The organism is Albidovulum denitrificans, assembly GCF_002973535.1.
Lineage (GTDB): Bacteria > Pseudomonadota > Alphaproteobacteria > Rhodobacterales > Rhodobacteraceae > Albidovulum > Albidovulum denitrificans.
The window spans coordinates 130,604-152,937 of the sequence record NZ_PVEP01000006.1; the positions used below are offsets into that span (position 1 = coordinate 130,604).

Genomic DNA, 22,334 nt, shown 5'->3' on the forward strand with positions numbered 1-22,334 from the left:
CATGCGAGAGATCGTTATCGGAGCGGCCCAGATGGGTCCGAACCAGAAGGCCGACAGCCGCGAGGCCATCGTCGCGCGGATGCTGGCGCTTCTGGAGGAGGCGGCGCGCGCGGGCTGTACGCTGGTCGTCTACCCGGAACTGGCGCTGACGACCTTTTTCCCCCGCTGGTACATGGAGGATCAGGCCGAAGTCGATGGCTGGTTCGAGACCGAGATGCCGAACGCCGCGACCCGGCCCTTGTTCGACCGCGCGCGGGATCTGGGGATCGCGATCAGCTTCGGCTATGCCGAACTGACCCCGGACGGCCATCACTTCAACACCCAGATCCTGACCGACCGGCAGGCCAACATCATCGCGAAATACCGCAAGACCCATCTGCCCGGCCATTCGGAATACGATACCGAACGCGCCTTCCAGCATCTGGAGAAGCGCTATTTCGAACCCGGCGACACGGGCTTTCCGGTCTGGCGGACGCAGGATGCCGTCGTCGGCATGATGATCTGCAACGACCGGCGCTGGCCTGAATCCTACCGGGTGATGGGCTTGCAGGGGGTGGAGCTTGTGATCCTTGGCTACAACACGCCCTCGGTGAACAGCCAGGACAGCCGCGAGGGCGAGGACAAGCGGCTTTATCATTCCGAGCTTTCCATGACCGCAGGCGCCTATCAGAACGCCACATGGGTGGTCGGCGTCGCCAAGGCGGGGGATGAGGACGGGCATCCGCTTATGGGCGGGTCGATCATCGTCGATCCGAACGGCTATGTCGTGGAACGCGCGAAAACGACGGGGGACGAATTGCTGGTCCATGCCTGCGACATGGACCTGTCGGTCTTCGGGAAAGAGACGATCTTTGACTTCAAGCGCCACCGCCGGATCGAGCATTACGGGTTGATCGCCAGCCAGACCGGCGTGGTCGTGAAGGTATGACCGAACTCGACCTCACCCGGCTGGCGCCCATCGACCGCTACAAGCTGCTGACGGCGATCGTCGTGCCGCGTCCGGTGGCCTGGGTGACGACGCAGGACAGGACGGGCCGGGTCAACGCGGCGCCGTTTTCCTTCTTCAACCTCTTCGGACAGGACCCGGCGCTGATCATCCTTGGCCTTGAACATCACCGCGACGGCTCCGGCCCCAAGGACACGGCCCGCAACATCGCCGAGACGGGGGAATTCGTGGTCAACATCGTGACGCCCGATCTGGTGGAAACGATGGTCGCCACCGCCGCCGCCTATCCGCCCGAGATGGGCGAACCGGCGGCGCTGAACCTTGATCTTGCACCCTCAACCCTCGTCGCGCCGCCGCGCCTTGCGGCCGCGCCCGCCGCCATCGAATGCCGGCTGAAGGACACGCTGCGCTATTCGCCCGAACGCGATATCGTGGTGGGCGAGGCGGTGGCACTGGCGGCGCGCGACGGGCTGGTCGATACTGGCCGCATGCATGTGGACTGGGGTGGTGAATTCCCCATCGCCCGGCTGTTCGCCGACCGTTACGCCCGGCTGGAAGAAATCGGGCGCCACGCCATACCGCAACCAATGGACCCAAGATGACAGACCTGATCCACCGCAACTCCTCCGGCGTCTTCGTGATCGCGGCGACGCCCTTTACCGAGGATGGCGCGCTTGACCTCGCTTCGACCGACCGGATGGTCGACTTCTACCTTGAAACCGGCGTCACCGGGATGACCATCCTTGGCATCATGGGCGAGGCGCCGAAACTGTCGGGCGAGGAATCGCGCAGCTTCGTCAAGCGGGTGCTGGCGCGGATCGACGGGCGGGTGCCGGTGATCGTCGGTGTTTCGGGCGCCGGGATCGACCCGATGCGCGCGCTGACGGCCGAGGTGATGGCGGCGGGCGCGGCGGGCGTGATGCTCGCCCCGATGCAGGGCATGGGGCCGGAGGACCGGATCGAGGGCTATTTCGGGCAGGTCTGCAAGGCGCTTGGCCCCGATGTTCCCGTCTGCCTTCAGGATTACCCGCAAACCACCGGCGTGCGTATGTCGGTCGAGAGCATCCTGAAGATCGCCCGCGACAATCCGCAGGTGGTGATGCTGAAGCATGAGGACTGGCCGGGCCTGACCAAGCTGTCGCGCGTGCGGGCAGAGACGGGCACGGGCGAACAGCCGCGTCTGTCGATCCTGACTGGCAATTCCGCGCTTTTCCTGCCGCAGGAAATGCAGCGCGGCGCGGACGGGGCGATGACGGGCTTCGCCTATCCCGAGATGATGGTGCAGGTGGTGGACCTGTCGCTGAAGGGCGACCATGACCGGGCCGAGGATATCTTCGACGCCTATCTGCCGCTGGTGCGCTACGAACAGCAGCTTGGCCTTGGCCTTGCCATCCGCAAGGAAACGCTGCGCCGTCGCGGTGTCATCGCCACCGCCAAGGTCCGCGCGCCGGGGCCTGTGATGACGAAGGCCGATCACGATGAACTGAGCCGTCTGGTCGCGCGGCTTGAGAAACGGTTGGGGGAGCTGGGCTGATGGATCTTGGATTGAAGGGCAAGCGGGCGCTGGTCATGTCCTCCTCGCGCGGGCTGGGCCTTGGCATCGCGCGGGTGCTGGCGGAGGAGGGCGCCGATGTGCTGCTTTCGGGCCGCTCGGAAGACAGGCTGGCGGCCGAGGCGGCGGCGATCAACGCGAAGGGGCAGGGCCGGGCGCATTGGGTCGGCTGCGACCTTGCAAGCGACGATGCCGCCGACACTCTGGCGCGGGCGGTGGCCGACACCATGGGCGCGGCGGACATTCTTGTCGCCAACACAGGCGGGCCGCCGCCGGGCAAGATGGTCGAGGCCGACCTGACCAAATTGACCGCGCAGTTCAACCAGATGGTGCTGCGCGTGGCCGAGACGACCGATCGCCTGCTGCCCGCGATGCGCAAGGCGGGCTGGGGCCGGGTGCTGGCCATCGGATCGTCGGGCGTGATCCAGCCGATCCCGACGCTGGCCGTGTCAAACACGATCCGTTCCGCCCTTGTCGGCTGGTCGAAATCGCTGTCGAACGACCTTGCGGCCGAAGGGATCACCGTCAACATGCTGATCCCCGGCCGCATCCATACCGAACGGGTGGACGAGCTGGACGAAGCGGCGGCGAAGCGCGGCGGCATCACGCTGGACGAGGCGCGTGCGGCCTCGGCCAAGACCATCCCGGCGGGGCGCTACGGCACGGTCGAGGAATTCGCCAAGACCGCCGCCTTCCTCGTTTCCGAACCCGCGAGCTATATCACCGGCAGCCTGATCCGTTGCGACGGCGGCTCCATCAGGTCGGTGTGACCATGGACCTTGTCATCAGGAACGGCACCGTCGCCACCGCGTCCGATACCTTCAAGGCCGACATCGGCATCACCGGCGGGCGCGTTACCGCCATCGCCGAAAGCCTGTCGGGAGAGAGGGAGATCGACGCGACGGGCAAGCTGGTCCTGCCCGGCGGGATCGAGGCGCATTGCCACATCGCGCAGGAAAGCGCGACGGGGGGCATGACGGCGGACGACTATCGCAGCGGCTCCATCTCCGCCGCCTTTGGCGGGAATTCCTGCTTCGTCCCCTTCGCGGCCCAGCATCGCGGCATGGGCGTGATCGAGACGCTGGACCTTTACGACAGTCGCGCTGAAGGTGCCTCGGTCATCGACTACGGCTATCACCTGATCGTCGCCGATCCGACGGAAAAGGCGCTGGCCGAGGAACTGCCACAGGCCTTCGCGCGCGGCGTGACCTCCTTCAAGGTCTTCATGACCTATGACCTGATGAAGATCGACGACGGCCAGTTCCTCGACATTCTCTCGGTCGCGAAACGCCACGGCGCGCTGACCATGGTTCATGCGGAGAATTCCGGGATTATCAAGTGGATCTCTGACCGGCTGGTCGCGGCGGGCCATACGCAGCCGCGCTATCACGCGATCAGCCACCCGGCGGCGGCCGAGGCCGAGGCGATCAACCGGGCCATCACGCTCGCCCGGTTCGTCGATGCGCCCCTGCTGATCGTCCATGTCTCCACCCCCGAAGGGGCGGGGCTGGTGGCCAAGGCCCGGCTGGACGGTGCGAAGATCTTTGGCGAGACCTGCCCGCAATACCTGTTCCTGACCAAGGAGGATCTGGACCGCCCCGGCATGGAGGGGGCAAAGTTCATGTGTTCCCCCCCTGTCCGCGACACCGCCACGCAAGAGGCGCTTTGGCGGCATCTTCAGGCGGGGACATTCTCCGTCTTCTCCTCCGACCACGCGCCCTATCGGTTCGACGCCAGCGGCAAGCTGTCGAAAGGGCCGGACGCCAGCTTCAAGCAGATTGCCAACGGGATGCCGGGGATCGCGCTGCGGCTGCCTCTGCTCTTCTCCGAAGGGGTCAGGGGCGGGCGGATCACGCTGAACCAGTTTGTCGCCCTTGGCTCCACCAACGCGGCGAAACTTTACGGGATGCACCCGCAAAAGGGGACGATCGCCATCGGCGCGGATGCCGACATCGCGATCTGGGACCCGGAGGAGACGCGCACCGTCACGGTCGAGGATCAGCACGACAACATGGACTATACGCCGTTCGAGGGGCGTCAGGTGACCGGCTGGCCCGTCACGGTCCTGTCGCGCGGGGAGGCGGTGATCGAGGGCGGCAAGCTGGTGGCCGAACCGGGACGGGGGCGGTTCGTCGCCCGCGCGCGGCCCGATTTCACCGGCCATCCCGGCACCCGCACGCCGGAACTTGACCCGGGCTGGAACTTCGGCGCGGAGATCGCGCCATGACCGGGCCGATCGTCGTCATCAACCCGAACTCCAACCAGGCGGTGACGGATGGGCTGGACCACGCGCTGGCGGGATTTCGCGGCGCGGCGCGGATCGAGTGTGTGACGCTGGCCGAAGGCCCCTTCGGCATCGAAAGCCAGCGCCATGTCGATCAGGTCGCCCTGCCGCTTTCCGCGCTGATCGAGACGCGCCCCGACGCGGCGGCGTTTGTTATTGCCTGCTATTCCGATCCCGGCATCGACCTTTGCCGGGCTACCGCCAAGGTGCCGGTCTTCGGCATCCAGGAATCCGGTGTGCTGACCGCGCTGGCGCGGGGCGATCGTTTCGGCATCTTCGCCATTGCCGAGGCCTCGATCCCGCGCCATCTGCGCTATATGCGGCGGATGGGGGTGGACCATCGGCTGGCCGGGGAACGGGCGCTGAACATGAGCGTGGATGAAAGCGCGCGCGGCGAGGGGACGCTGGCGCGGCTGACAGAGGTCGGGCAGGACCTGATCGGGGACGGGGCGGATGTGCTGATCCTCGGCTGCGCCGGGATGGCCCGCCACCGCGTCCCCTTGCAGGCGGCGCTGAAGCGGCCCGTCATCGACCCGACGCAGGCCGCCGTCGCGATGGCCATGGGCGCGGTGCTGGCCTGACCGCGCCCTTCGCCTAGATCGCCCAGCCGACCTTCAACCCCTCGAACACCGCCTCTTCCGCCGTGCGGGGGGCGAGGCAGTCGCCCAGAAGGTGCGGCCGGATGCCAAGGTCTTTCAACTCGGCCTCAAGCGCGGTTTCCGGCTGATGGCCGTGGCAGAGGACGAGCATGTCGACATTTTCAAACAGGATCGGCTGGCCGCCCGCATTGTGCTGCATATAGACCGTGCCGCCGTCGATGCCGAAGGGGCGCGCATAGGTCGTGATCGGCACCTCAAGCCGGTGCAGTTCGGCCACCGTGTTGTCGCGGACATAAAGCGGCAGGGCTGAGCCGGCATGGGTGCTGTTGACCGCGAGGTCGACCGCCGAGCCTTCGCGCACCAGCATCTCGGCGATCCCCGGCCCGATCCAGTCGCCGCGCCAGTCCGAGACGACGACGCGCCGTCCCGGCCTGACCTCGCGCCGCAGGATCGCCCAGGGGTCGACGATCTGGACCGATCCGTCGGTTTCCAGCGGCGGCAGATAGGGGCGGGCGCCGGTCGCGAGGATCACGTTATCGGGCGCCTCGGCCGCGATCAGCGCGCGGTTCACGCGGATGCCGCGCCGGATGCGGACCTGCTGCGCCTCCAACTCCCGTTGCAGGTTGGTGATGATACCGCCGAATTCGGCGCGGCGCGGCAGAAGCTGCGCCAGCCGCGCCTGACCGCCGAGCTGGTCCCCGGCCTCATAAAGCGTCACGTCATGGCCGCGCCGGGCCGCGGTGATCGCGGCCTTCATCCCGCCCGGACCGCCGCCCACGACCATGACCTTGCGGGGCGTCGCGGCGGGGGCAAGCCGTGCGAACTGCAATTCCCGCCCGGTTTCGGGGTGCTGGATGCAGGAAATCGGGACGCCCCGGTGGAAATGTCCGATGCAGGCCTGATTGCAGGCGATGCAGGCGCGGATGTCGTCGGGGCGGTTTTCCTTCGCCTTTCGCGGCATCTCGGGATCGCAGATCATCGCGCGGGTCATGCCGCACATATCGGCGGCCCCATCGGCGACCAGCGCCTCGGCCTCTTGCGGCTGGTTGATGCGTCCGGCGACGAAGACCGGGACGGTCAGCGCGGCTTTGATGCGCTTGACCTCGGCACCCAGATAGGCCGCCGGATAGGCCATCGGCGGCACGATATGCACCGCGCCCGCCTGCGTGGCAGAGGTTCCCGCCGTCACATTGATGAAGTCGAGAAGCGGTTCGAGGTGACGGCAGGCGGCCAGTGTTTCGGCCGCATCAAGGCCGGTATCGTCCCTTTCATCCGCGCTGATCCGCAGGCCGATGACGAAATCCCCGTCCGTCGCGGCCCGGATCGCCGTCAGCGCCTCGACCGAAAAGCGCAGGCGGTTTTCCAGCGACCCGCCATAGGCATCGGTCCGCAGGTTGACGGCGGGGTTGAGGAATTGCGCGGGCAGGTAGCCGTGGCTGGCAACGAATTCCACCCCGTCCAGCCCGGCGTCGCGCATCCGCCGCGCGGCAGAGGCATAGCCCGCCACGATCTCGTCGATCATCGCCTGATCCAGCGCGCGGGGCATGACGTGGAACCGTTCGTTCGGCACGCATGAGGGCGCATAGGCCACCGCCAGCAGGCCGTCGGCGGTCTCCATGATCTCTCGCCCCGGATGGAAAAGCTGCGAGAAGACGGCGCAACCCTCGGCATGACACGCCTCGGCCAGCGCGCGGAAACCGGGGATGCAATCGTCGTCGGTCGCCATCAGGACATGGGCGCTGTAGCGCGCCGTTTCATGCACCCCGGCGACCTGGGTGACGATCAGCCCGACGCCGCCTTTGGCCCGCGCGCGGTGATAGGCGATCAGTTCGTCATTCACCTTCGCCTCGGTCGGCAGGGTGGTGTCATGGCCGGTGGACAGGATACGGTTGCGCAGCGTCAGTCCGCGCAGTTTCAGGGGCGAGAAGAGGTGGGGGAAACGGTCGGTCATTGCGCCATCCGCGCCCGCCAGTCGACCGGCGACAGGGCGTAGAACACGGTCGCGCCCTGACCTTCGTAATGCAGCGCCGTGCCTTCAGGCACCCAGAGGACATCGCCGGGACCGCAGTCGAAGACCTCATCCCCGACGCGAAGGCGGAACTGCCCCTCAAGCGTCACGATCAGTTCGTCGTAAAGGACCGTCCAGGCGATGGAGCAATCGTCGAACCGCGCCACGCCCGCGCCCATGGAGCGGCTGACCTCAGGCCCGACAAGGCGGCTGATGGAGGCCCTGGCGGCATCGTCACCATAGGCTTCGAAGACACGGTCCGCCTTGCGGTAGTGCAGAACCTTCGACATGGGATTCCCTTCAGGACAAGAGTCTTGCGCATAATTATACTGACATCTAAAAAAGCAATGAAAATTTTACTATGTGCGCATCTGCGTTCCGGTTAGCTTGGGCGCCGGAGCGAAGGGAGCGGAATGGCCGAACCAACCTTGCCTGAAACCGCCGTCCTCGGCGAACGCATCCGCGGATTGCGCAAGCGGCGCAGGATGACGCTGGGCGCTTTGGCGGAATCGGCAGACCTTTCCGTCGGCTATATCAGCCAGATAGAGCGCAACCTTGCCTCCCCCTCCGTTCCCGCGCTGGTCCGGCTGGCGCAGAGCCTTGGGGTGACGGTGCAGTGGTTCTTCTCCGGCCCCGCCGCCGCCCCGGTGGAAGAGAGGGATTATGTGGTGCGCGCGGGAAACCGGCTGAAGCTGCACTACGAACAGGGCCTGACGGATGAGCTTTTGACGCCGAAGCTGTCGTCGCAGGTGGAGATGATTCTCTGCCGCATCCCGCCCGGTGGCGCCAGCACGCAATCCTACAGCCATGACGGAGACGAGGTCGGCTTTGTCATGGAAGGTTCGCTGGAAATCTGGATCGGGTCGCGTCATTTCCTGTTGCACAAGGGCGATTGCTGCGCATTCTCCTCACGCGAACCACATCGCTATGCCAATCCCGGCGCGGTCGACACCGTGGTGATCTGGGCCATCAGCCCGCCCTCCTTCTGACTGTCCCCCATACGCCCGCAAAACCCCGCCCGCGCTGAAAAGCGCCCCGACGGGCGTTTCCATCAAACGACTTGCCGGGCAAATAAAAAGGAGTATACTACCTAATATTGCCGGCGAACATTCCGCCGGCCACCTGACAACGCGCGGGAGGATACAGATGGCGGATATGAGCGTGGACTTCTGCGGAGTGAAGTTCAAAAACCCCGTTATCATCGCGTCGCTGGAAACCACCAACAGTCCCGACCTGATGCGTCAGTGCTTCGATGCCGGTGCATCCGGCGCGATCATCAAGACGCTGACCGATATCGAGGACATGGCGCGGCTGACGCAGAACTCGAAATACTGCGTGATGAATTCGAAGGGCGACATCATCCGCGGCAAACCGGCGCGGGATTTCGTCTTCTACAGCCGCTCGGGCTATTCCAGCACCTATTACAAGGACTGGATCCCCGACCTGAAGGAAACGCAGAAATACGCCGCGGAACGTGGCGCGCATCTGATCGGCAGTGCCGGGGCCAAGGACATCAACGGCTGGAAGGACATCTGCCGCACGATCGAGGATTGCGGCCTGCCGATGGTTGAGCTGAACTTCGGCTGCCCGCACCCGGCGATGATGCCGGGCGTCCATGGCGGGTCGATGATCGGGCAGGAGCCGGAGGTGGCCTATGAGGTCACGCGGCAGGTCTGCGAGTCGGTCGATATTCCGGTCGTCGTCAAGCTGACGCCCGATCAGTCCAAGCCGCTCGCCATCGCCAAGGCGGTGCGCGAGGCAGGCGCGGCGGGCGTCACCGCGATCAACCGCCACACCGGCTTTGTCGTCGACATCGACACCGGCCAGCCGCGTATCGGCGGCCCCGCCGGGATCGGCGGCACCTGGGTGAAGCCGCTGTCGCTGCGCTGGGTCCACCGCATCCACGAGGAACTCGGGATGCCGATCTCCGGCTCCAACGGCATCTTCGACCACCGCGACGTGATCGAATTCATCATGGCGGGGTCCACCATCGTTCAGGTCGGTTCGGTCCTGATGGTCAAGGGCATCAAGTGGTTGCCGAAGATCATCGAGGGCGTTGAAAGCTTCATGGACGAAAACGGCTATGCCAGCGTCGATGAGATGATCGGCCTCGCCTCTACCCGGTCGGTGAAAGACTATTCCGAACAGTTCTCGAAGAACCGCATCCATGCCGTCGTCAATGACGACACCTGCAAGAACCCGACCTGCAACATCTGCATCCAGGTCTGCTTCTATGAGGCCCTGTCGCAGACCCCGGAAGGCACGGTTGAGGTGCATGCCGGCAATTGCATCGGCTGCGAGCTTTGCATGGATGTCTGCCCGTTCGATTCGATCGAGATGAAGGAAACCTCACCCGCCCAGCTTGACGCCGGTTTCTTCAACATCCCGGCGGATGTCTACGAGAAGGACAAGTTCAAGACCCGGCGCAACAACATGGACACCATCCGCGCCAACAGCCCCAAGTTCAACAAGGAACCTGCCGAGTAAGGAGACGATCATGGCCGTCAACAAGGAACACCGCGAATTCTACCAGCTCGACATGGACAGCGGCTGGGAAACGCCAAAGGGCTACCCGTCCGGGATCAAGCAAAAGATCCTGTCCGGCCATCTCGACATGGAGAACCGCAAGGGCGGCTGGACCCGTCTGCTGAAGTTCGAGCCGGGGACCTATACCACCGTCCCGTTCGAGCATGACTACTGGGAAGAGGTCTTCGTGATCGAAGGCGACATGTGGGTCGGCAACGAAGGCCCGGCGGGTGGTGAGCGGTTCGGACCGTTCACCTATTGCGTCCGCCCGCCGCATGTCGCGCATGGCCCGTTCCGCACCGAGGAAGGCTGCCTGCTGCTGGAACAGCATTACTACGACCCGCAGTAAACGCAGGCCTTCCCTGACCGCCCCGCTCTGGGGCGGTCTGTTTTTGCGGGACCGTGACATGATCCAGAACCTGACCGACCTTTCGCGCAAGCTGAACCGGGGCAGCCTGAAAAGCGCCGATCTGGTGCAAGAGGCGCTGTCGCGCATCGCCGACCCGGCGGGGCAGGGCGATGTGGTGTTCCTGCGCAGCTACCCCGACGCGGCGAGGGCGCAGGCGGACTGGATCGACGCGGCCCGCGCCAAGGGGATCGCGCTGCCGCCTTTCGCCGGGGTGCCGCTGGCGATCAAGGACCTGTTCGACGTCAAGGGAGAGGTGACGACCGCCGGGTCGCGGGTGCTGGACGATCAGCCGCCCGCCACGGCCGACGCCCCCATCGTCGCGCGCCTGCGCGCGGCCGGGTTCGTCATCGTCGGCAAGAACAACATGACGGAGTTCGCCTATTCCGGGCTTGGCATCAACGCCCATTTCGGCACGCCCCGCAATCCGCATGACCAGACGGCGCATCGCATCCCCGGTGGCTCCTCCTCCGGCGCGGCGGTGGCGGTGGCCGAGGGGATGGTGCCTGCTGCCATCGGGACCGATACCGGCGGGTCCTGCCGCATCCCGGCCGCCTTCTGCGGTGTCGTGGGGTTCAAACCGACATCGACCCGGGTGCCGAAAGACGGCACCGTGCCGCTGTCGAAATCGCTCGACTGTATCGGCCCCTTCGCCAATTCCGTCTCCGACTGCGCGGTGCTGGATTCCATCCTGTCGGGCGGCGCGGGGGAGGATGTGGAGTCTTTCCCCGAAGGCGGTCTGCGGCTGGCCGTGCTGGACGGCTATGTGACCGAGCATCTGGATGACGCGGTCGCCGCCGCCTACGAGAAGATGCTGACCCGGCTGTCGAGCAGGGGCGTGCGGCTGATGCCGCTGACCATCGACGAACTGGCGGAACTGCCGAAGATCAACGGCAAGGGCGGCCTCGTCGGGGCCGAGGCCTATGCCTGGCACAAGCCGTTTCTGGAATCGCGGGCCGGGTTCTACGACCCCTGGGTCCGGGACCGCTTCAGCGCCGGGCAGTCGCAAACGGCCGAAGATTATATCCGCACGGTCGAGGCGCGCGCGACGATGCGCGCGCTGGTGGCCCGCAAGACGGATGCCTTCGACGCGCTGATCCTTCCCACCGTGCAGATCGTCGCGCCGACGCTGGAAAGCCTTGCCGACCCCGAGAAATCGGCGGCAACCAACCTTCTTTGTCTGCGCAATACCGCTGTTGGCAACTTCCTCGACCTGCCCGCCATCTCCATCCCCTGCCACGGGGAGGGGGCGCTGCCGGTCGGTGCGATGCTGATGGGCCGGACGGGCGGGGACCGCAGGCTTCTGTCCATCGCGCGGGGATTGGAAGGCACCATCCGGGGCCGTTAACCGAAAGGGCACATCATGTCAGCCAGGGTCGAATTCGACGCCACCTTCACCTCACGAACCGGGCAGGAGCGTGACCGGGTCACCATCGAAAAGGTCATCGTCGGCGGCTGGACCGGGCGGGACAAGGCCGCCCTTCAGCATCATATCGACGAACTGGCGAAGATCGGGGTGAAGCCGCCCGCGAAGACGCCGCTCTTCTACCGCGTCGGCGTCTCCCGCCTTTCGGTGGCCGATGCGATCGAGGTCATCGGCGACGGGTCGAGCGGTGAGGTGGAATATGTCCTGCTGAACCACAAGGGCCGGATCTGGGTCGGCGCGGGATCGGACCATACCGACCGGGTGGTGGAGCATATGGGGATTACGGTGGCCAAGCAGCTTTGCGACAAGCCCATCGCGACGGAGTTCTGGCCGCTGGACGAGGTCGAGGGGCATTGGGACCAGATCCTGATCCGGTCCACCATCCACGAGGCGGGCGGGGAGGTCGTCTATCAGGATGGCGGCGTGGCCGGGCTTTTGTCGCCTGCGGAACTGCTTGGCCATCTGAAGGCGGATGGCGGTGAACTTGCCGAACGCACCCTGATGTTCGGCGGCACCTGCGGCGCCATCGGCGGGGTCCGGTTCAGCCCGCGCTTCGCGCTTGACCTTATTGACCCGGTGCTGAACCGCCGGATTTCGCACGCCTATGACGTGGTTCCCGTGCCGATTCTGGGATAGGAATTGCCTTCTCTGATTTTACGGAGTATACGTCCTAAAAATGAGAGGTGATTCATGACCTATGTCGTCACGGAGAACTGCATCAATTGCAAGTTCCAGGATTGCGTCACGGTCTGCCCCGTGGACTGCTTCTATGAGGGGGAGAACTTTCTGGTCATCCACCCCGAAGAATGTATCGACTGCGGTGTCTGCGAACCCGAATGCCCCGCAGACGCGATCCGCGCCGATACGGAGCCGGGGCTGGACGAATGGCTTGCCCTCAACGCGAAATACGCCGAGATCTGGCCGAATATCACCGAGATCGGGACCGTGCCGCCCGATGCCGAGGACTGGAACGGCAAGCCTGACAAGGCAGGGCTTCTCATCACCGGCGAAGCGCCGCCCGAACCCCATGCGCAAAAGCCGATCTATGAGGCGGGTGAGATGCCCGACGACGCCGATGCCGAACATTATGAGGTGGACGGCGCCGCCGTTCCCTTCCCTGAGCCTGCGGGTGATGCGCCCATCGTCCGGCTTGACCCGATCGACACTGATGAGCCCGAAGGCTTTGAGGTGGACGGCCTGCGCGTGACCCCCTGACCGGCCCGCGCAGCCCAACCCTTTCCCGAACCGGAGACCCCCATGACCGTCGCCCCCGATCCGGCCGCCGCGCCCGTTCAACCCATGCCCGATGCGCAGACCGTGCTGAGTGTCCGGCACTGGGACGACCGGCTGTTTTCCTTCCGCGTCACGCGACCGTCGAGCTTTCGCTTCCGGTCGGGCGAATTCGTGATGATCGGCCTGCCGGGGGAGACCGGCAAACCGATCCTGCGCGCCTATTCCATCGCCTCGCCCTTCTGGGATGAAGAGCTTGAGTTCTATTCGATCAAGGTCCCCGACGGCCCGCTGACCTCGCGCCTGCAAAAGATCAAGGTGGGCGATCAGGTGATCGTCAGGACCAAGCCGACCGGCACGCTTGTCATCGACGCGCTTCTGCCCGGCAAGCGGCTTTGGATGATCTCCACCGGCACCGGCGTCGCGCCTTTTGCAAGCCTGATGCGGGAACCGGAGACCTATGAGAAATTCGACAGCGTCATCCTGACCCAAACCTGCCGTTTGAGGAGTGAGCTTGACTATGGCGACGATCTGGAACGGCGTCTGGCCGAAGATCCGCTGGTGGGGGAGGATGCCGCCGTCAAGTTCCGCCGCTACGCCACCACGACGCGCGAGACCTCGGACAGGATGGGGCGTGTCACCGATCTGATCGAAAGCGGAAAGCTCTTTGCCGACCTTGGCGTCCCGCCGCTTGACCCGGCGCATGACCGGGTGATGATCTGCGGCTCGATGGCGCTGAACCTTGATATGAAGCGGATATTGGAGGCGCGCGGCTTTACCGAAGGGGCGAACAGCAAGCCCGGCGAATACGTCGTCGAACGCGCCTTCGTCGATTGAGGCTTGCCCGCCTTAGCGGGAGAAGCGCGCCTTCAGCACCGACCACAGCATCCCAAGGACGCTCAGCCGTCTCGCCGGTCCGGCCTCGCCCCCCGACAGGACGGCATCGCAATTGGCCGCGAACTGCGCCAGGATGTAATCGACGAAACCCGTCACCAGCTCCGGCCGGTTGAACTGCGCCAGCATGCCGTCGATTTCGAACCGAAGCTCGACCTCTGCGCGGCTCACCTGGGGCGTCGTACCTTCCGCGATGGCATAGCGCAGCGCCCCCCGGACTTTCGACTTGCCCTGCTTGTCGTCGCCCTCGCCCCGGATCGTCCCCGCGCGGGCGGCATCGTCATTGTCATAGCTGCCGCGCCCGCCAAAGCGCGCCCGGATCGGGCCAAAGCGGATTTCGACCGCGCCGGTGAAGCTTTCGGCATCAAGGCTTTCCACCGTCGCGCCGGGGATGCAGGGGGCCACGCGGGCCGGGTCGCGGAAAAGCTGCCAGACGGAGTCCGGCGCATGGCTCAGGGCAAAGCTGCGCTTGACCACCGTCCAGCCGCCCTCGATCGAAACAGAGCCTTGCGGGGCGGTCGGGGTAGGGGCTGCGGCGGTCTCGACCGGCTCGAACGGCGCGAAGGGCTTGGTGTCCCGCGCCGGGGCAGGGGGGGCGGAGGTCGCACCCTTCGCCGCGATGACCTCGGAAATCGCGCCGACGATCCCGACATAGCCGGTGCAGCGGCAGAGATTGCCGCTCAGCTCATGCCGGATCGTGGCTTCATCGGCTACGTCGAAGCGCGTCACGATGTCCCGCGCGGTCGCCAGCATCCCCGGCGTGCAGAACCCGCATTGCAGCGCGTGGTGGCGCGAGAAGGCATCGCGCAACTGGTCCATGACCGGGTCGCCGCGATGCCCCTCGATCGTCTCGATCACCGCGCCGTCGCAGGCATGGGCATAGGTGATGCAGGACCGCACCGGCCTGCCGTTCATCATCACGGTGCAGGCGCCGCAGACACCCTGTTCGCAGGCAAGATGCGTGCCGGTCAGGTCGAGATGGTCGCGCAGCACTTCGGCCAGTTGCGTCCGGGGCGGGACGGTGACGGTGCAATCCTCGCCATTGACGGTCAGGGTCAGGGTCTCAGGCATCGGAAAGGGCCTCTGTCACGGCGCGGGAATGGGCGATGGCGAGTTGGTGGATCTTCACGTCGGACAAGTTCAGGCCGCTGTCACGCAGCACGGCCTTCACCGTCTCAACCGGCGGGACGGCCCCCGTCGTCGCGATCTGCCGGGCAAGTTCCGCGCTGACGAACGGCGCGCCGCCGGTCGATCCGAAGACGACGCGGCAGGTGCGGCTTGCCGGGTCGGCGACGAAGGCCGCGATGGCGTCCGCGAATTCCCCCACCTTGCGGCAGATCTTGTAATAGCCCCAGCGCGCCTGGTCCGAGTAGCGCGGGATGCGGATCGTTGTCAGCACCTCATCCTCCGCCATCGCGGTGCGGTAGGCGCCCAGCATGAAACCCGCCATCGGGATTTCGCGGGCGCCGGTGCCGCCCCGCACCACCAGCACGGCCCCAAGGGCCGTCATCGCCGTGACCCAGTCGGCGGCGGGGTCGGCATGGCAGAGGCTGCCGCCGATGGTGCCGCGGTTGCGCACGGCGCGATAGGCGATGCCCGAGGCGACATGGCGCAACATGCCCGCTATCGGGTCCGGCACCTCGCCATCCTCGATCCGCGCATGGGTGACGGCCGCGCCGATCTCCACATGGCTGTCCGTCTCGCGGATGTCGGCAAGGCCCGGCAGGGCGGTGACATCCACCAGATGCGCGGGCCGGGCAAGCCGCAGGTTCAGCATCGGGCCAAGAGACTGCCCGCCGCTGATGAGCTTGGTGCCGTGATCGTCCCCGCGCAGCGCCGCCTGCGCCGCGTCCAGCGTCACGGGTCGCGAAATCTCGAAGGGGGAGGGTTTCATTCGGCAGCCTCCCGCGCGGCGCTGGCCCGAAGGATCGCGCCCAGCACCTTTTCGGGGGTCGCCGGGATGGCGTTGATCTCAACCCCGAAGGGCGACAGCGCATCGTTGATCGCGTTGACGATGGCGCCCCCCGGCGCGATGGCCGCGCCTTCGCCAACGCCCTTGATCCCGTGGCGCGTATAGGGCGACAGCGTTTCCGCATGGCCAAGCCGGAAATGCGGAAGCTCCGCCGGGCCGGGCAGAACATAGTCGGCGAGGGTCGAGGTCAGCGGCTGCCCGTTGGCATCGTAAAGCACCTCTTCGAACAGCGCTGTCCCGATGCCCTGCGCCGCGCCGCCATAAGCCTGGCCTTCAAGGATCAGCGGATTCACCCGGCGTCCGCAATCCTCGAAGATATAGTAATCCTCGATCGCGACCTTGCCGGTATCGGGATCGACCTCGACGATGGCGGCGTGGGTCGCATAGGTGAACACTCCGGTGTCGATCTCCGGCTTGTACCCTTCGGTGACCTCAAGCCCCGCCGTCTCGACATCATCAGGAAGCTGGTCGGGGCGCAGGTACCAGGCGCGCGCGATGTCCTCGAACCCGACATGCGCCTTTCCGAACCAGGCCTTGCCGTCGGACAGGCGAATATCGCCCGGCTTGCATTGCAGGAGATGCGCGGCATGGGTCTTGACCCGTCCGGCAAGGACCTCTGCCGCCTTCGACACCGCCCCGCCCGCCATGACCATCCCGCGCGACGCATAGGCGCCGGTCGAATAGGGCGTCAGGCCCGTGTCGCCCATCGTGACGTTGATCCGGCTTATGTCGACCGTCAGCCATTCGCTGGCCACCTGCGCAAGCGTGGTTTCCAGACCCTGACCGAAGCTGTGATTGCCAGACCGCACCTCGACCGAGCCTGAGGGCGTGATCTTGACCATCGCCTGTTCGTAGCCCGGTACAAGCGGCAGACCCCAGGCAGCGAAGACCTTCGTCCCATGCGCCGACTGTTCGGTGAAGGTGGAAAACCCGATGCCGAGGAAGCGGCCATTCGCGCGGGCCTCGGCCTGACGGGCGCGAAACCCGGCCAGGCCGATATGCCGTTCCGCCTGCGCCACGCTTTCGGGGTAATCGCCGCTGTCGTAGAATTTCTTCGTCACGTTGGTGAAGGGCATCTTCCCCGCGGGGACGAGGTTTTCCTTGCGCACCTCCGACGGTTCCCGCCCCACGGCGCGGGCGATGGCGTCGATCGTCAGTTCCATCGCGAAGCACACACCGGGGCGGGCGACGCCGCGATAGGGGGTGAAGGCGGGCTTGTTGGTCGCGACCGAAAAGGTGCGGCAGCGATAGGTGCCGAAGTCATAGGGACCCGGCAGGTTGCCGCCCGCCTGCGCCGCCTCAAGACAGGCGGTGAAGGGCCAGACGGAATAGGCGCCGACATCAACGGTGATCTCCGCATCCAGCCCCAACAGCCGCCCGCGTTCGTCGGCGAACGCGGTCAGCTTGTAGTGATGCTGGCGGGTATTCGCACCCGCGACGAGGTGTTCGCGCCGGTCCTCGGTCCAGCGGATCGGGCGGCCGGTCTTGCGCGCGACCCATGAGACGGAGAGTTCCTCGGGCTGAAGCACGCATTTATAGCCAAAGCCGCCCCCCACATCGGGAGCGATGACGCGCACCTGCCCCTGATCGAGGCCAAGGCATTCCGAAATCCCGGTGCGGATCAGATGCGGCACCTGGGTGGAGGTATAGACGACAAGCTGGCCCGCCTTTTCATCCCAATGGGCAAGCGTCCCCTTGCCCTCCATCGGGTTCATGCACTGGCGCGCGGTCGAATATTCCCGCTCGACCACGACCGGCGCTGTCTTGCGCAGCGTCTCGATATCGCCGTCGAAGAAGGTGGTCAGGAAAAGGTTGTTGCCCCATTCTTCATGCAACAAAGGCGCATCCGCTTCGCGTGCCTTCAGCGCGTCGATCACGGGGGGCAGGGGGTCGATCTCGATCTCCACCTGTTCGGCCAGATCCTCGGCCTCGGCGCGGGTGGGGGCGATGCAGATCGCCACGCATTCGCCGACGAAACGGACCTTGCCGCTGGCAAGCGGATACTGGTCCGAGGCGTTGTAGGTGGGTAGCGAGGATTCGGCGCGGATCGGGCGGATGTCGGAGAGATCGGCGGCGGTGAAAACCCGGTCCGCCATCCCCTCGGGCTTGCGGATGGCGCGGATGCGGCCATGCGCCACGGGGCTGCGGACAAAGGCGGCCTCCCATTGTCGCGGCAGCTTGATGTCGCCGACGAACTTCGCCTGCCCGGTCAGCAGCCGCCGGTCTTCCTTGCGTTCGATGCGTGCGCCAATTCCGGTGGTCAAGACCTGTTCCCTCCAGCCCCGGACCGTGCGATCCCTTGTCCAGCGACGGGCAAGGGGGTTGCCGGACCCATGACGATTGGATCATAAAGGAAGCATACTGCATAATTTTTACGATGCAACAAGCTCATGCCCGGACTTGTCTGGAAGGACCAAACTGGGCAATAAGCGCAGGTCGCACCTTCTGGCGCCGCCGCCCGCATCTCTAGTCTGCAACATAGCTGTGAGCAGGGACATGGAAAACACACCGAAAAAGACGGCGCGGCCGGGAAAAGTCAAAAGCCGGACCTATGAAGAGCTTTGGACCCGGCCCGGCTACCTGATCCGCCGCCTGCACCAGATCCATGTCGGTCTGTTCGCCGAGGAATGCGGCGGTGAGGATATCACCCCGGTGCAGTCGGCGATCCTGTCGGTTCTGCAGGGCGGGGAAGAGATGGACCAGCTGACGCTGTCGACCTCGGTGGGAATCGACCGCACCAGCGGCGCCGACGTGATCCGGCGGCTGGAACGGCGCGGGCTGGTGACGCGGATGCCCTCGGAATTCGACCGGCGCGCGAAGATCGTGAAGATCACCGATGCGGGCAAGACCTTCATCAGGCGCGTGCGGCCCCGGATGGCCAAGGCGCAGGACCGGCTGATCGCGCCCCTCGACGATGACGAGCGGGAAGAGTTCTTTCGCCTGATCAACAAGCTGGTGGACGCCAATAACGAGGCAAGCCGCGCCCCGATGGGGACGATCTGACGCCTGGCCCGTCGGCCTTTTGCCCTTGATCCGCCGCCGATCCTGCCCGTTCCCGCAGGCCCCGAATTCATTCGCGCAAGAAAATCGTTGCGTTTGAATGAAAGAGGAGCATACTTCGTAAATAGAAACCGATCGCGCCCCGCTGGGTCCGGCCTGACCGGGCGGCGGGAAACCGCGACAGAGACAACAGCCGACGGGAAAGCGCCCGCCGGACGAAGGGAGCGACGATTGACCTTGCTGGCGCAATACGCCCTGACCGGAGTCGTGACCGGATGCTTCCTGATCCTGGCGACGATCGGCTTTTCGCTGACCCGGCAGGTCGAAGGCTTCCTCAACATCGCCCACGCGGAAATGCTGGGCGTGTCGGCCTTCATCACCTGGGGCCTGAACGCAGGCGCGGGCTGGCCGATCATCCCCTCTGCCGTGGTCGCCATCGTCGCGACCGCCCTGATCGGCCTTTTCATCGGCCGCGTCGTTTATGACCCGATCCGAAAACTGGGTCCCGCCGTGGTGCTGATTTCCTCGGTCGGTGTCGCCTATGTGATCGCGGGGCTGATGCATGCAATCATCGGCACCGGCATTCGCACGCTCGATATTCCGCTGGCGACGACCTACAAGTTCTTCGGCCTCAGGATCACCAACTACCAGATGATCGTCGTCGGGCTTGCCGCGCTGACCGGCATTTCGCTGGCGCTGTTTCTCAACCGCACCAAGACCGGCCTTGCGATCCGGGCCATGTCGGCCAATCCCGAGCTTGCCGCCTCACGCGGGATCGACGTGCGCCAGACCTCGCGCGCCACATGGCTTCTGTCTTCGGGGCTGGCGGGGCTGGCCGGTGTCATGCTGGCCCTGATCGCGACGCTGTCGACCGACATCGCCTTTCACCAGATCCTTCAGATCCTCGCCGTCGCGATCCTTGCCGGGCTCGGCTCGCTTTACAGCGTGATCGTGGCCGGGCTGATCGTCGGCATCGCCATGGATGTTTCGGTCTTCTGGATCCCCGCGGGCTACCGGCCGCTGATCGCCTTTTCGGTGGTCATCATCGCTCTTCTGGTCCGGCCCGAGGGCTTGTCGATGAAGAGGCGCTCATGAACACCGTCTTCCAGATCGGCCTTACGGTCCTGATGTTCGGCAGCCTTTTTTCGGTGCTGACGCTGTCGCTGAACCTGCAATACGCGCGGGGAGGCATGATCAATTTCGGCACCGTCGCCTATTTCGCCGCCGGGGCCTATGCCTATGCCATCGTGACGCAGGAACCGCCGCACGGTCTTGACCAATACCTTGTCGGACTGGACATGCCGTGGTGGGTCGGTTTCATCGCGGCGGGCATCGCCGCGATGGCTTTCGCGATCCTGACCGGTTGGCCCACGCTGCGGCTGCGCGGCGAATACCTCGCCCTGACCACCTTCGCCTTTGCCGAGATGCTGAATTCGCTTCTGGTCAACGAACGCGGGATCGGGAACGGCACCGTCGGTCTTGCCAATGTCGAACGGCCCGATGCCAATATCCTTGGCCTGTCGGAAAACATCGTCTATGCGCTGGCCGCCTTCGCCCTGATGCTGGCCACGGCCTATGCGTTCCGCCGCCTTCTGGCCTCGCCCTATGGCCGCGCGGTCGATGCGATCCGGGATGATGAGGTGGCCGCGCAGGCCATCGGCAAGGACATCGCCCGGCTGCGGTTTCAGGTCTTCGTCATCTCTTCCATCCCCATCGGCTTTGCCGGGGCGCTTTACGCGATGATCACCACGCTGGTGAATCCCGACCTGTTCTCGGCCGAAGTCACGTTCTTTGTCTGGATCGCGCTGGTCCTTGGCGGCGAACGCACGCTTCTTGGCGTGGTCATCGGCACCATGGCCCTTGTCGGGTTTCAGGAGGTGATCCGCGCCATTCCCTTCGAATCCGTCCGCGCGGCGGAAATCGCTGCCTCGGCCGAAGATATCGTGACCGGCATCCTCTTCATCGTGATCCTGCGCTGGCAGCCCTTCTCCGCCCTCGCAAGACGGAGGCAGGCAGCATGACGCGCGATCTTCTTGTCGTCGACAAGGTCACCAAACGCTTCGGCGGGCTGAAGGCCGTGGGTGGCGATGCGGGGCTAAGCTTTTCGGTTCCCGAAGGCACGTTCCTTGGCCTGATCGGCCCGAACGGGGCGGGGAAATCCACGACCTTCAACCTGATCTCGGGCGTGCTGAAGCCGACCTCGGGCGCGGTCATTCTTGACGGCAAGGACCTGTCCGTCGCGCGACCGTCAGACATTGCCTCTTATGGCCTTGGCCGCACCTTCCAGACCCCGCGCGCCTTCCCGTCGCTGACGGTTCTCGAAAACGTCATGGTCGGGGCGGATAATGAAGGCGAGACGCTGCTTTCGGTTCTGCGCGGTGGCTGGCGGTCGCGGGAACGGGCCTTGCGCGCCAAGGCGGGCGAGGTGCTGGACCGGGTCGGCCTGACGGAACGCATCAACGATGTCGTCGCCAACCTGTCGGGGGGGGAGCTTCGGATGCTGGAGGTCGCGCGTCAGCTTGTGCGCGACCCGCGCATCCTGCTTCTGGATGAACCGACCGCCGGGGTCGATCCCAGCCTTCAGGCGAAGCTCAGCCGCATCCTCGTCGATCTTCATGCCGAGGGGCGCACACTCGTGGTGGTCGAACACAACCTGCACTTCCTGTTGCAGATCGCCGATTCCGTCGTCGTGCTTCAGAACGGGGAACTGCTCTCCAAAGGCACACCGGGTGAGATCAAGGCAGATGAGAAGGTCATCGCAGCCTATCTGGGGGCCGATCATGCAGCTTGAGGTCAAGGCCCTGAAATCCGGCTATGGCAAGGTCCAGATCCTGCACGGGATCGACCTGATCGCGCCTGCGGGGGAAATCACCGCCGTTCTCGGCCCCAACGGGGCGGGCAAAAGCACGCTGATGAAGACCATCGCCGGGCATCTGCCGGTGATGGCGGGGGAAATCCGTTACCGGGGCAATTCCCTTGCCGGTCACACGGCCCTGTCGATCTGCAAGGAAGGGATCGGCTATGTGCCGCAGGAAAGGAACGTCTTCGCCGAACTGACGGTGCGCGACAACCTCTCCGCCTCGGCCCTTGCCTTCGAAGGCGCAGGGGAGCGGATTGGGGAGGTGTTGCGGCGCTTTCCGATCCTTGGCGAACGCGCGGGGCAACTGGCCTCGACCCTGTCGGGTGGGGAACGCCAGACGCTTGCCATCGCGATGGCGCTGGTCGCCGGGCCTGATGTCCTGATCCTGGATGAACCGACGGCAGGGCTGGCCCCGATCTTCGTCGACCGGATCGTGTCATGGGTGCGCGAACTTGCCCAGGACGGGATGGGCGTGATCTGGGTCGTCGAACAGAACCCCGAAAAGATCCTGGCCACATCGGGGACCGCCTATGTGGTCGATGCCGGCCGCAACTCCGAGACGATGGCGGCGAAAACCCTCCTCGAGCCCGGCCGGCTCGAAGAGGTTCTGCTTCAAGTCCACTAGAAGAAA

Annotated in this window: 22 protein-coding genes and 1 pseudogene; 18 read left to right on the plus strand and 5 right to left on the minus strand. The window is 65.4% G+C overall.

All coding sequences use genetic code 11. From position 1 onward, the window contains the following. Nucleotide 1 precedes the first annotated feature (1 nt). The 6 genes from LX70_RS14175 to LX70_RS14200 are packed head-to-tail and all read left to right on the plus strand — an operon-like array spanning nucleotide 2 to nucleotide 5,363. Nucleotides 2-928 (plus strand): N-carbamoyl-D-amino-acid hydrolase, encoded by a 927-nt coding sequence (locus LX70_RS14175; RefSeq protein ID WP_105515564.1) that lies wholly within the window; start codon nucleotides 2-4, stop codon nucleotides 926-928. Beyond that, the gene (locus LX70_RS14180) at nucleotides 925-1,548 is read left to right on the plus strand and encodes a flavin reductase family protein (RefSeq protein ID WP_105515437.1); all 624 of its coding nucleotides are present in this window, start codon (nucleotides 925-927) and stop codon (nucleotides 1,546-1,548) included. The genes LX70_RS14175 and LX70_RS14180 overlap by 4 nt, the downstream gene beginning before the upstream one ends. Then, nucleotides 1,545-2,480: a dihydrodipicolinate synthase family protein gene (locus LX70_RS14185; RefSeq protein ID WP_105515438.1), complete on the plus strand. Its 936-nt coding sequence runs from the start codon at nucleotides 1,545-1,547 to the stop codon at nucleotides 2,478-2,480. The genes LX70_RS14180 and LX70_RS14185 overlap by 4 nt, the downstream gene beginning before the upstream one ends. Continuing rightward, nucleotides 2,480-3,268, plus strand: coding sequence for an SDR family oxidoreductase (locus LX70_RS14190; protein WP_105515439.1), 789 nt, complete (start codon nucleotides 2,480-2,482; stop codon nucleotides 3,266-3,268). The genes LX70_RS14185 and LX70_RS14190 overlap by 1 nt, the downstream gene beginning before the upstream one ends. Beyond that, a complete protein-coding gene (hydA, locus tag LX70_RS14195; RefSeq protein WP_170076202.1) occupies nucleotides 3,265-4,725 on the plus strand; it encodes a dihydropyrimidinase in 1,461 nt (486 codons plus the stop codon). Before LX70_RS14190 ends, hydA begins: the two co-directional genes overlap by 4 nt. After that, complete coding sequence (locus LX70_RS14200; RefSeq protein WP_105515441.1) at nucleotides 4,722-5,363, plus strand: aspartate/glutamate racemase family protein; 642 nt, start codon at nucleotides 4,722-4,724, stop codon at nucleotides 5,361-5,363. The genes hydA and LX70_RS14200 overlap by 4 nt, the downstream gene beginning before the upstream one ends. Before the next feature lie 13 nt (nucleotides 5,364-5,376). Here LX70_RS14200 and LX70_RS14205 read toward each other — a convergent pair whose 3' ends face one another. Next, nucleotides 5,377-7,332: an oxidoreductase gene (locus LX70_RS14205; RefSeq protein ID WP_105515442.1), complete on the minus strand. Its 1,956-nt coding sequence runs from the start codon at nucleotides 7,330-7,332 to the stop codon at nucleotides 5,377-5,379. Next, complete coding sequence (locus LX70_RS14210; protein ID WP_105515443.1) at nucleotides 7,329-7,679, minus strand: AraC family ligand binding domain-containing protein; 351 nt, start codon at nucleotides 7,677-7,679, stop codon at nucleotides 7,329-7,331. Before LX70_RS14210 ends, LX70_RS14205 begins: the two co-directional genes overlap by 4 nt. Nucleotides 7,680-7,802: 123 nt before the next feature. On the opposite strand from LX70_RS14210, the gene LX70_RS14215 reads away from it, so the two are divergent. The 7 genes and pseudogenes from LX70_RS14215 (at nucleotide 7,803) to LX70_RS14245 (ending at nucleotide 13,814) form a co-directional block, all read left to right on the plus strand. Next, nucleotides 7,803-8,378, plus strand: coding sequence for a helix-turn-helix domain-containing protein (locus LX70_RS14215; protein WP_105515444.1), 576 nt, complete (start codon nucleotides 7,803-7,805; stop codon nucleotides 8,376-8,378). A 157-nt stretch (nucleotides 8,379-8,535) separates the two neighbouring features. Continuing rightward, complete coding sequence (locus tag LX70_RS14220) at nucleotides 8,536-9,876, plus strand: 4Fe-4S dicluster-binding protein (protein ID WP_105515445.1); 1,341 nt, start codon at nucleotides 8,536-8,538, stop codon at nucleotides 9,874-9,876. A gap of 10 nt (nucleotides 9,877-9,886) precedes the next feature. Beyond that, on the plus strand, nucleotides 9,887-10,264 hold the full coding sequence (locus LX70_RS14225) for a cupin domain-containing protein (protein ID WP_105515446.1): 378 nt from the start codon (nucleotides 9,887-9,889) through the stop codon (nucleotides 10,262-10,264). A gap of 58 nt (nucleotides 10,265-10,322) precedes the next feature. Continuing rightward, on the plus strand, nucleotides 10,323-11,669 hold the full coding sequence (locus tag LX70_RS14230; RefSeq protein ID WP_105515447.1) for an amidase: 1,347 nt from the start codon (nucleotides 10,323-10,325) through the stop codon (nucleotides 11,667-11,669). 15 nt (nucleotides 11,670-11,684) lie between these two features. Next, complete coding sequence (locus LX70_RS14235) at nucleotides 11,685-12,383, plus strand: DUF2848 domain-containing protein (RefSeq protein WP_105515448.1); 699 nt, start codon at nucleotides 11,685-11,687, stop codon at nucleotides 12,381-12,383. Between the two features lie 54 nt (nucleotides 12,384-12,437). Continuing rightward, nucleotides 12,438-12,734, plus strand: a pseudogene (gene fdxA, locus LX70_RS20875) (ferredoxin FdxA); the annotation flags it as partial. A 270-nt stretch (nucleotides 12,735-13,004) separates the two neighbouring features. Beyond that, the gene (locus LX70_RS14245; protein WP_105515450.1) at nucleotides 13,005-13,814 is read left to right on the plus strand and encodes a ferredoxin--NADP reductase; all 810 of its coding nucleotides are present in this window, start codon (nucleotides 13,005-13,007) and stop codon (nucleotides 13,812-13,814) included. A gap of 12 nt (nucleotides 13,815-13,826) precedes the next feature. Here LX70_RS14245 and LX70_RS14250 read toward each other — a convergent pair whose 3' ends face one another. From LX70_RS14250 to LX70_RS14260, 3 genes are read right to left on the minus strand one after another with little or no spacing between them, the layout of a single operon-like run. Further along, complete coding sequence (locus tag LX70_RS14250; protein WP_105515451.1) at nucleotides 13,827-14,942, minus strand: 2Fe-2S iron-sulfur cluster-binding protein; 1,116 nt, start codon at nucleotides 14,940-14,942, stop codon at nucleotides 13,827-13,829. After that, entirely contained in the window at nucleotides 14,935-15,765 is an 831-nt protein-coding gene (locus LX70_RS14255; protein ID WP_105515452.1) for an FAD binding domain-containing protein, read from the minus strand. The genes LX70_RS14250 and LX70_RS14255 overlap by 8 nt, the downstream gene beginning before the upstream one ends. After that, nucleotides 15,762-18,107 (minus strand): xanthine dehydrogenase family protein molybdopterin-binding subunit, encoded by a 2,346-nt coding sequence (locus LX70_RS14260; RefSeq protein WP_105515453.1) that lies wholly within the window; start codon nucleotides 18,105-18,107, stop codon nucleotides 15,762-15,764. Before LX70_RS14260 ends, LX70_RS14255 begins: the two co-directional genes overlap by 4 nt. Nucleotides 18,108-18,339: 232 nt before the next feature. On the opposite strand from LX70_RS14260, the gene LX70_RS14265 reads away from it, so the two are divergent. The 5 genes from LX70_RS14265 (at nucleotide 18,340) to LX70_RS14285 (ending at nucleotide 22,328) form a co-directional block, all read left to right on the plus strand. Beyond that, on the plus strand, nucleotides 18,340-18,846 hold the full coding sequence (locus tag LX70_RS14265; protein WP_105515454.1) for a MarR family winged helix-turn-helix transcriptional regulator: 507 nt from the start codon (nucleotides 18,340-18,342) through the stop codon (nucleotides 18,844-18,846). A 228-nt stretch (nucleotides 18,847-19,074) separates the two neighbouring features. Beyond that, complete coding sequence (locus tag LX70_RS14270) at nucleotides 19,075-19,938, plus strand: branched-chain amino acid ABC transporter permease (RefSeq protein ID WP_170076203.1); 864 nt, start codon at nucleotides 19,075-19,077, stop codon at nucleotides 19,936-19,938. Further along, on the plus strand, nucleotides 19,935-20,864 hold the full coding sequence (locus tag LX70_RS14275; protein ID WP_105515456.1) for a branched-chain amino acid ABC transporter permease: 930 nt from the start codon (nucleotides 19,935-19,937) through the stop codon (nucleotides 20,862-20,864). The genes LX70_RS14270 and LX70_RS14275 overlap by 4 nt, the downstream gene beginning before the upstream one ends. Further along, the gene (locus tag LX70_RS14280; RefSeq protein WP_105515457.1) at nucleotides 20,861-21,634 is read left to right on the plus strand and encodes an ABC transporter ATP-binding protein; all 774 of its coding nucleotides are present in this window, start codon (nucleotides 20,861-20,863) and stop codon (nucleotides 21,632-21,634) included. The genes LX70_RS14275 and LX70_RS14280 overlap by 4 nt, the downstream gene beginning before the upstream one ends. Next, on the plus strand, nucleotides 21,624-22,328 hold the full coding sequence (locus tag LX70_RS14285; RefSeq protein ID WP_170076204.1) for an ABC transporter ATP-binding protein: 705 nt from the start codon (nucleotides 21,624-21,626) through the stop codon (nucleotides 22,326-22,328). The genes LX70_RS14280 and LX70_RS14285 overlap by 11 nt, the downstream gene beginning before the upstream one ends. Nucleotides 22,329-22,334 lie beyond the last annotated feature (6 nt).

Bases quoted from the DNA above. Each gene is read 5' to 3' on its own strand.
- LX70_RS14285 (WP_170076204.1), top strand. From the start codon at position 21,624: ATGCAGCTTGAGGTCAAGGCCCTGAAATCCGGCTATGGCAAGGTCCAG.
- LX70_RS14175 (WP_105515564.1), top strand. From the start codon at position 2: ATGCGAGAGATCGTTATCGGAGCGGCCCAGATGGGTCCGAACCAGAAG.
- LX70_RS14180 (WP_105515437.1), top strand. From the start codon at position 925: ATGACCGAACTCGACCTCACCCGGCTGGCGCCCATCGACCGCTACAAG.
- LX70_RS14200 (WP_105515441.1), top strand. From the start codon at position 4,722: ATGACCGGGCCGATCGTCGTCATCAACCCGAACTCCAACCAGGCGGTG.
- LX70_RS14275 (WP_105515456.1), top strand. From the start codon at position 19,935: ATGAACACCGTCTTCCAGATCGGCCTTACGGTCCTGATGTTCGGCAGC.
- LX70_RS14220 (WP_105515445.1), top strand. From the start codon at position 8,536: ATGGCGGATATGAGCGTGGACTTCTGCGGAGTGAAGTTCAAAAACCCC.
- LX70_RS14205 (WP_105515442.1), bottom strand. From the start codon at position 7,332: ATGACCGACCGTTTCCCCCACCTCTTCTCGCCCCTGAAACTGCGCGGA.
- LX70_RS14250 (WP_105515451.1), bottom strand. From the start codon at position 14,942: ATGCCTGAGACCCTGACCCTGACCGTCAATGGCGAGGATTGCACCGTC.
- LX70_RS14215 (WP_105515444.1), top strand. From the start codon at position 7,803: ATGGCCGAACCAACCTTGCCTGAAACCGCCGTCCTCGGCGAACGCATC.
- LX70_RS14230 (WP_105515447.1), top strand. From the start codon at position 10,323: ATGATCCAGAACCTGACCGACCTTTCGCGCAAGCTGAACCGGGGCAGC.
- LX70_RS14190 (WP_105515439.1), top strand. From the start codon at position 2,480: ATGGATCTTGGATTGAAGGGCAAGCGGGCGCTGGTCATGTCCTCCTCG.
- LX70_RS14280 (WP_105515457.1), top strand. From the start codon at position 20,861: ATGACGCGCGATCTTCTTGTCGTCGACAAGGTCACCAAACGCTTCGGC.
- LX70_RS14245 (WP_105515450.1), top strand. From the start codon at position 13,005: ATGACCGTCGCCCCCGATCCGGCCGCCGCGCCCGTTCAACCCATGCCC.
- LX70_RS14265 (WP_105515454.1), top strand. From the start codon at position 18,340: ATGGAAAACACACCGAAAAAGACGGCGCGGCCGGGAAAAGTCAAAAGC.
- LX70_RS14255 (WP_105515452.1), bottom strand. From the start codon at position 15,765: ATGAAACCCTCCCCCTTCGAGATTTCGCGACCCGTGACGCTGGACGCG.
- LX70_RS14225 (WP_105515446.1), top strand. From the start codon at position 9,887: ATGGCCGTCAACAAGGAACACCGCGAATTCTACCAGCTCGACATGGAC.
- LX70_RS14235 (WP_105515448.1), top strand. From the start codon at position 11,685: ATGTCAGCCAGGGTCGAATTCGACGCCACCTTCACCTCACGAACCGGG.
- LX70_RS14185 (WP_105515438.1), top strand. From the start codon at position 1,545: ATGACAGACCTGATCCACCGCAACTCCTCCGGCGTCTTCGTGATCGCG.
- LX70_RS14210 (WP_105515443.1), bottom strand. From the start codon at position 7,679: ATGTCGAAGGTTCTGCACTACCGCAAGGCGGACCGTGTCTTCGAAGCC.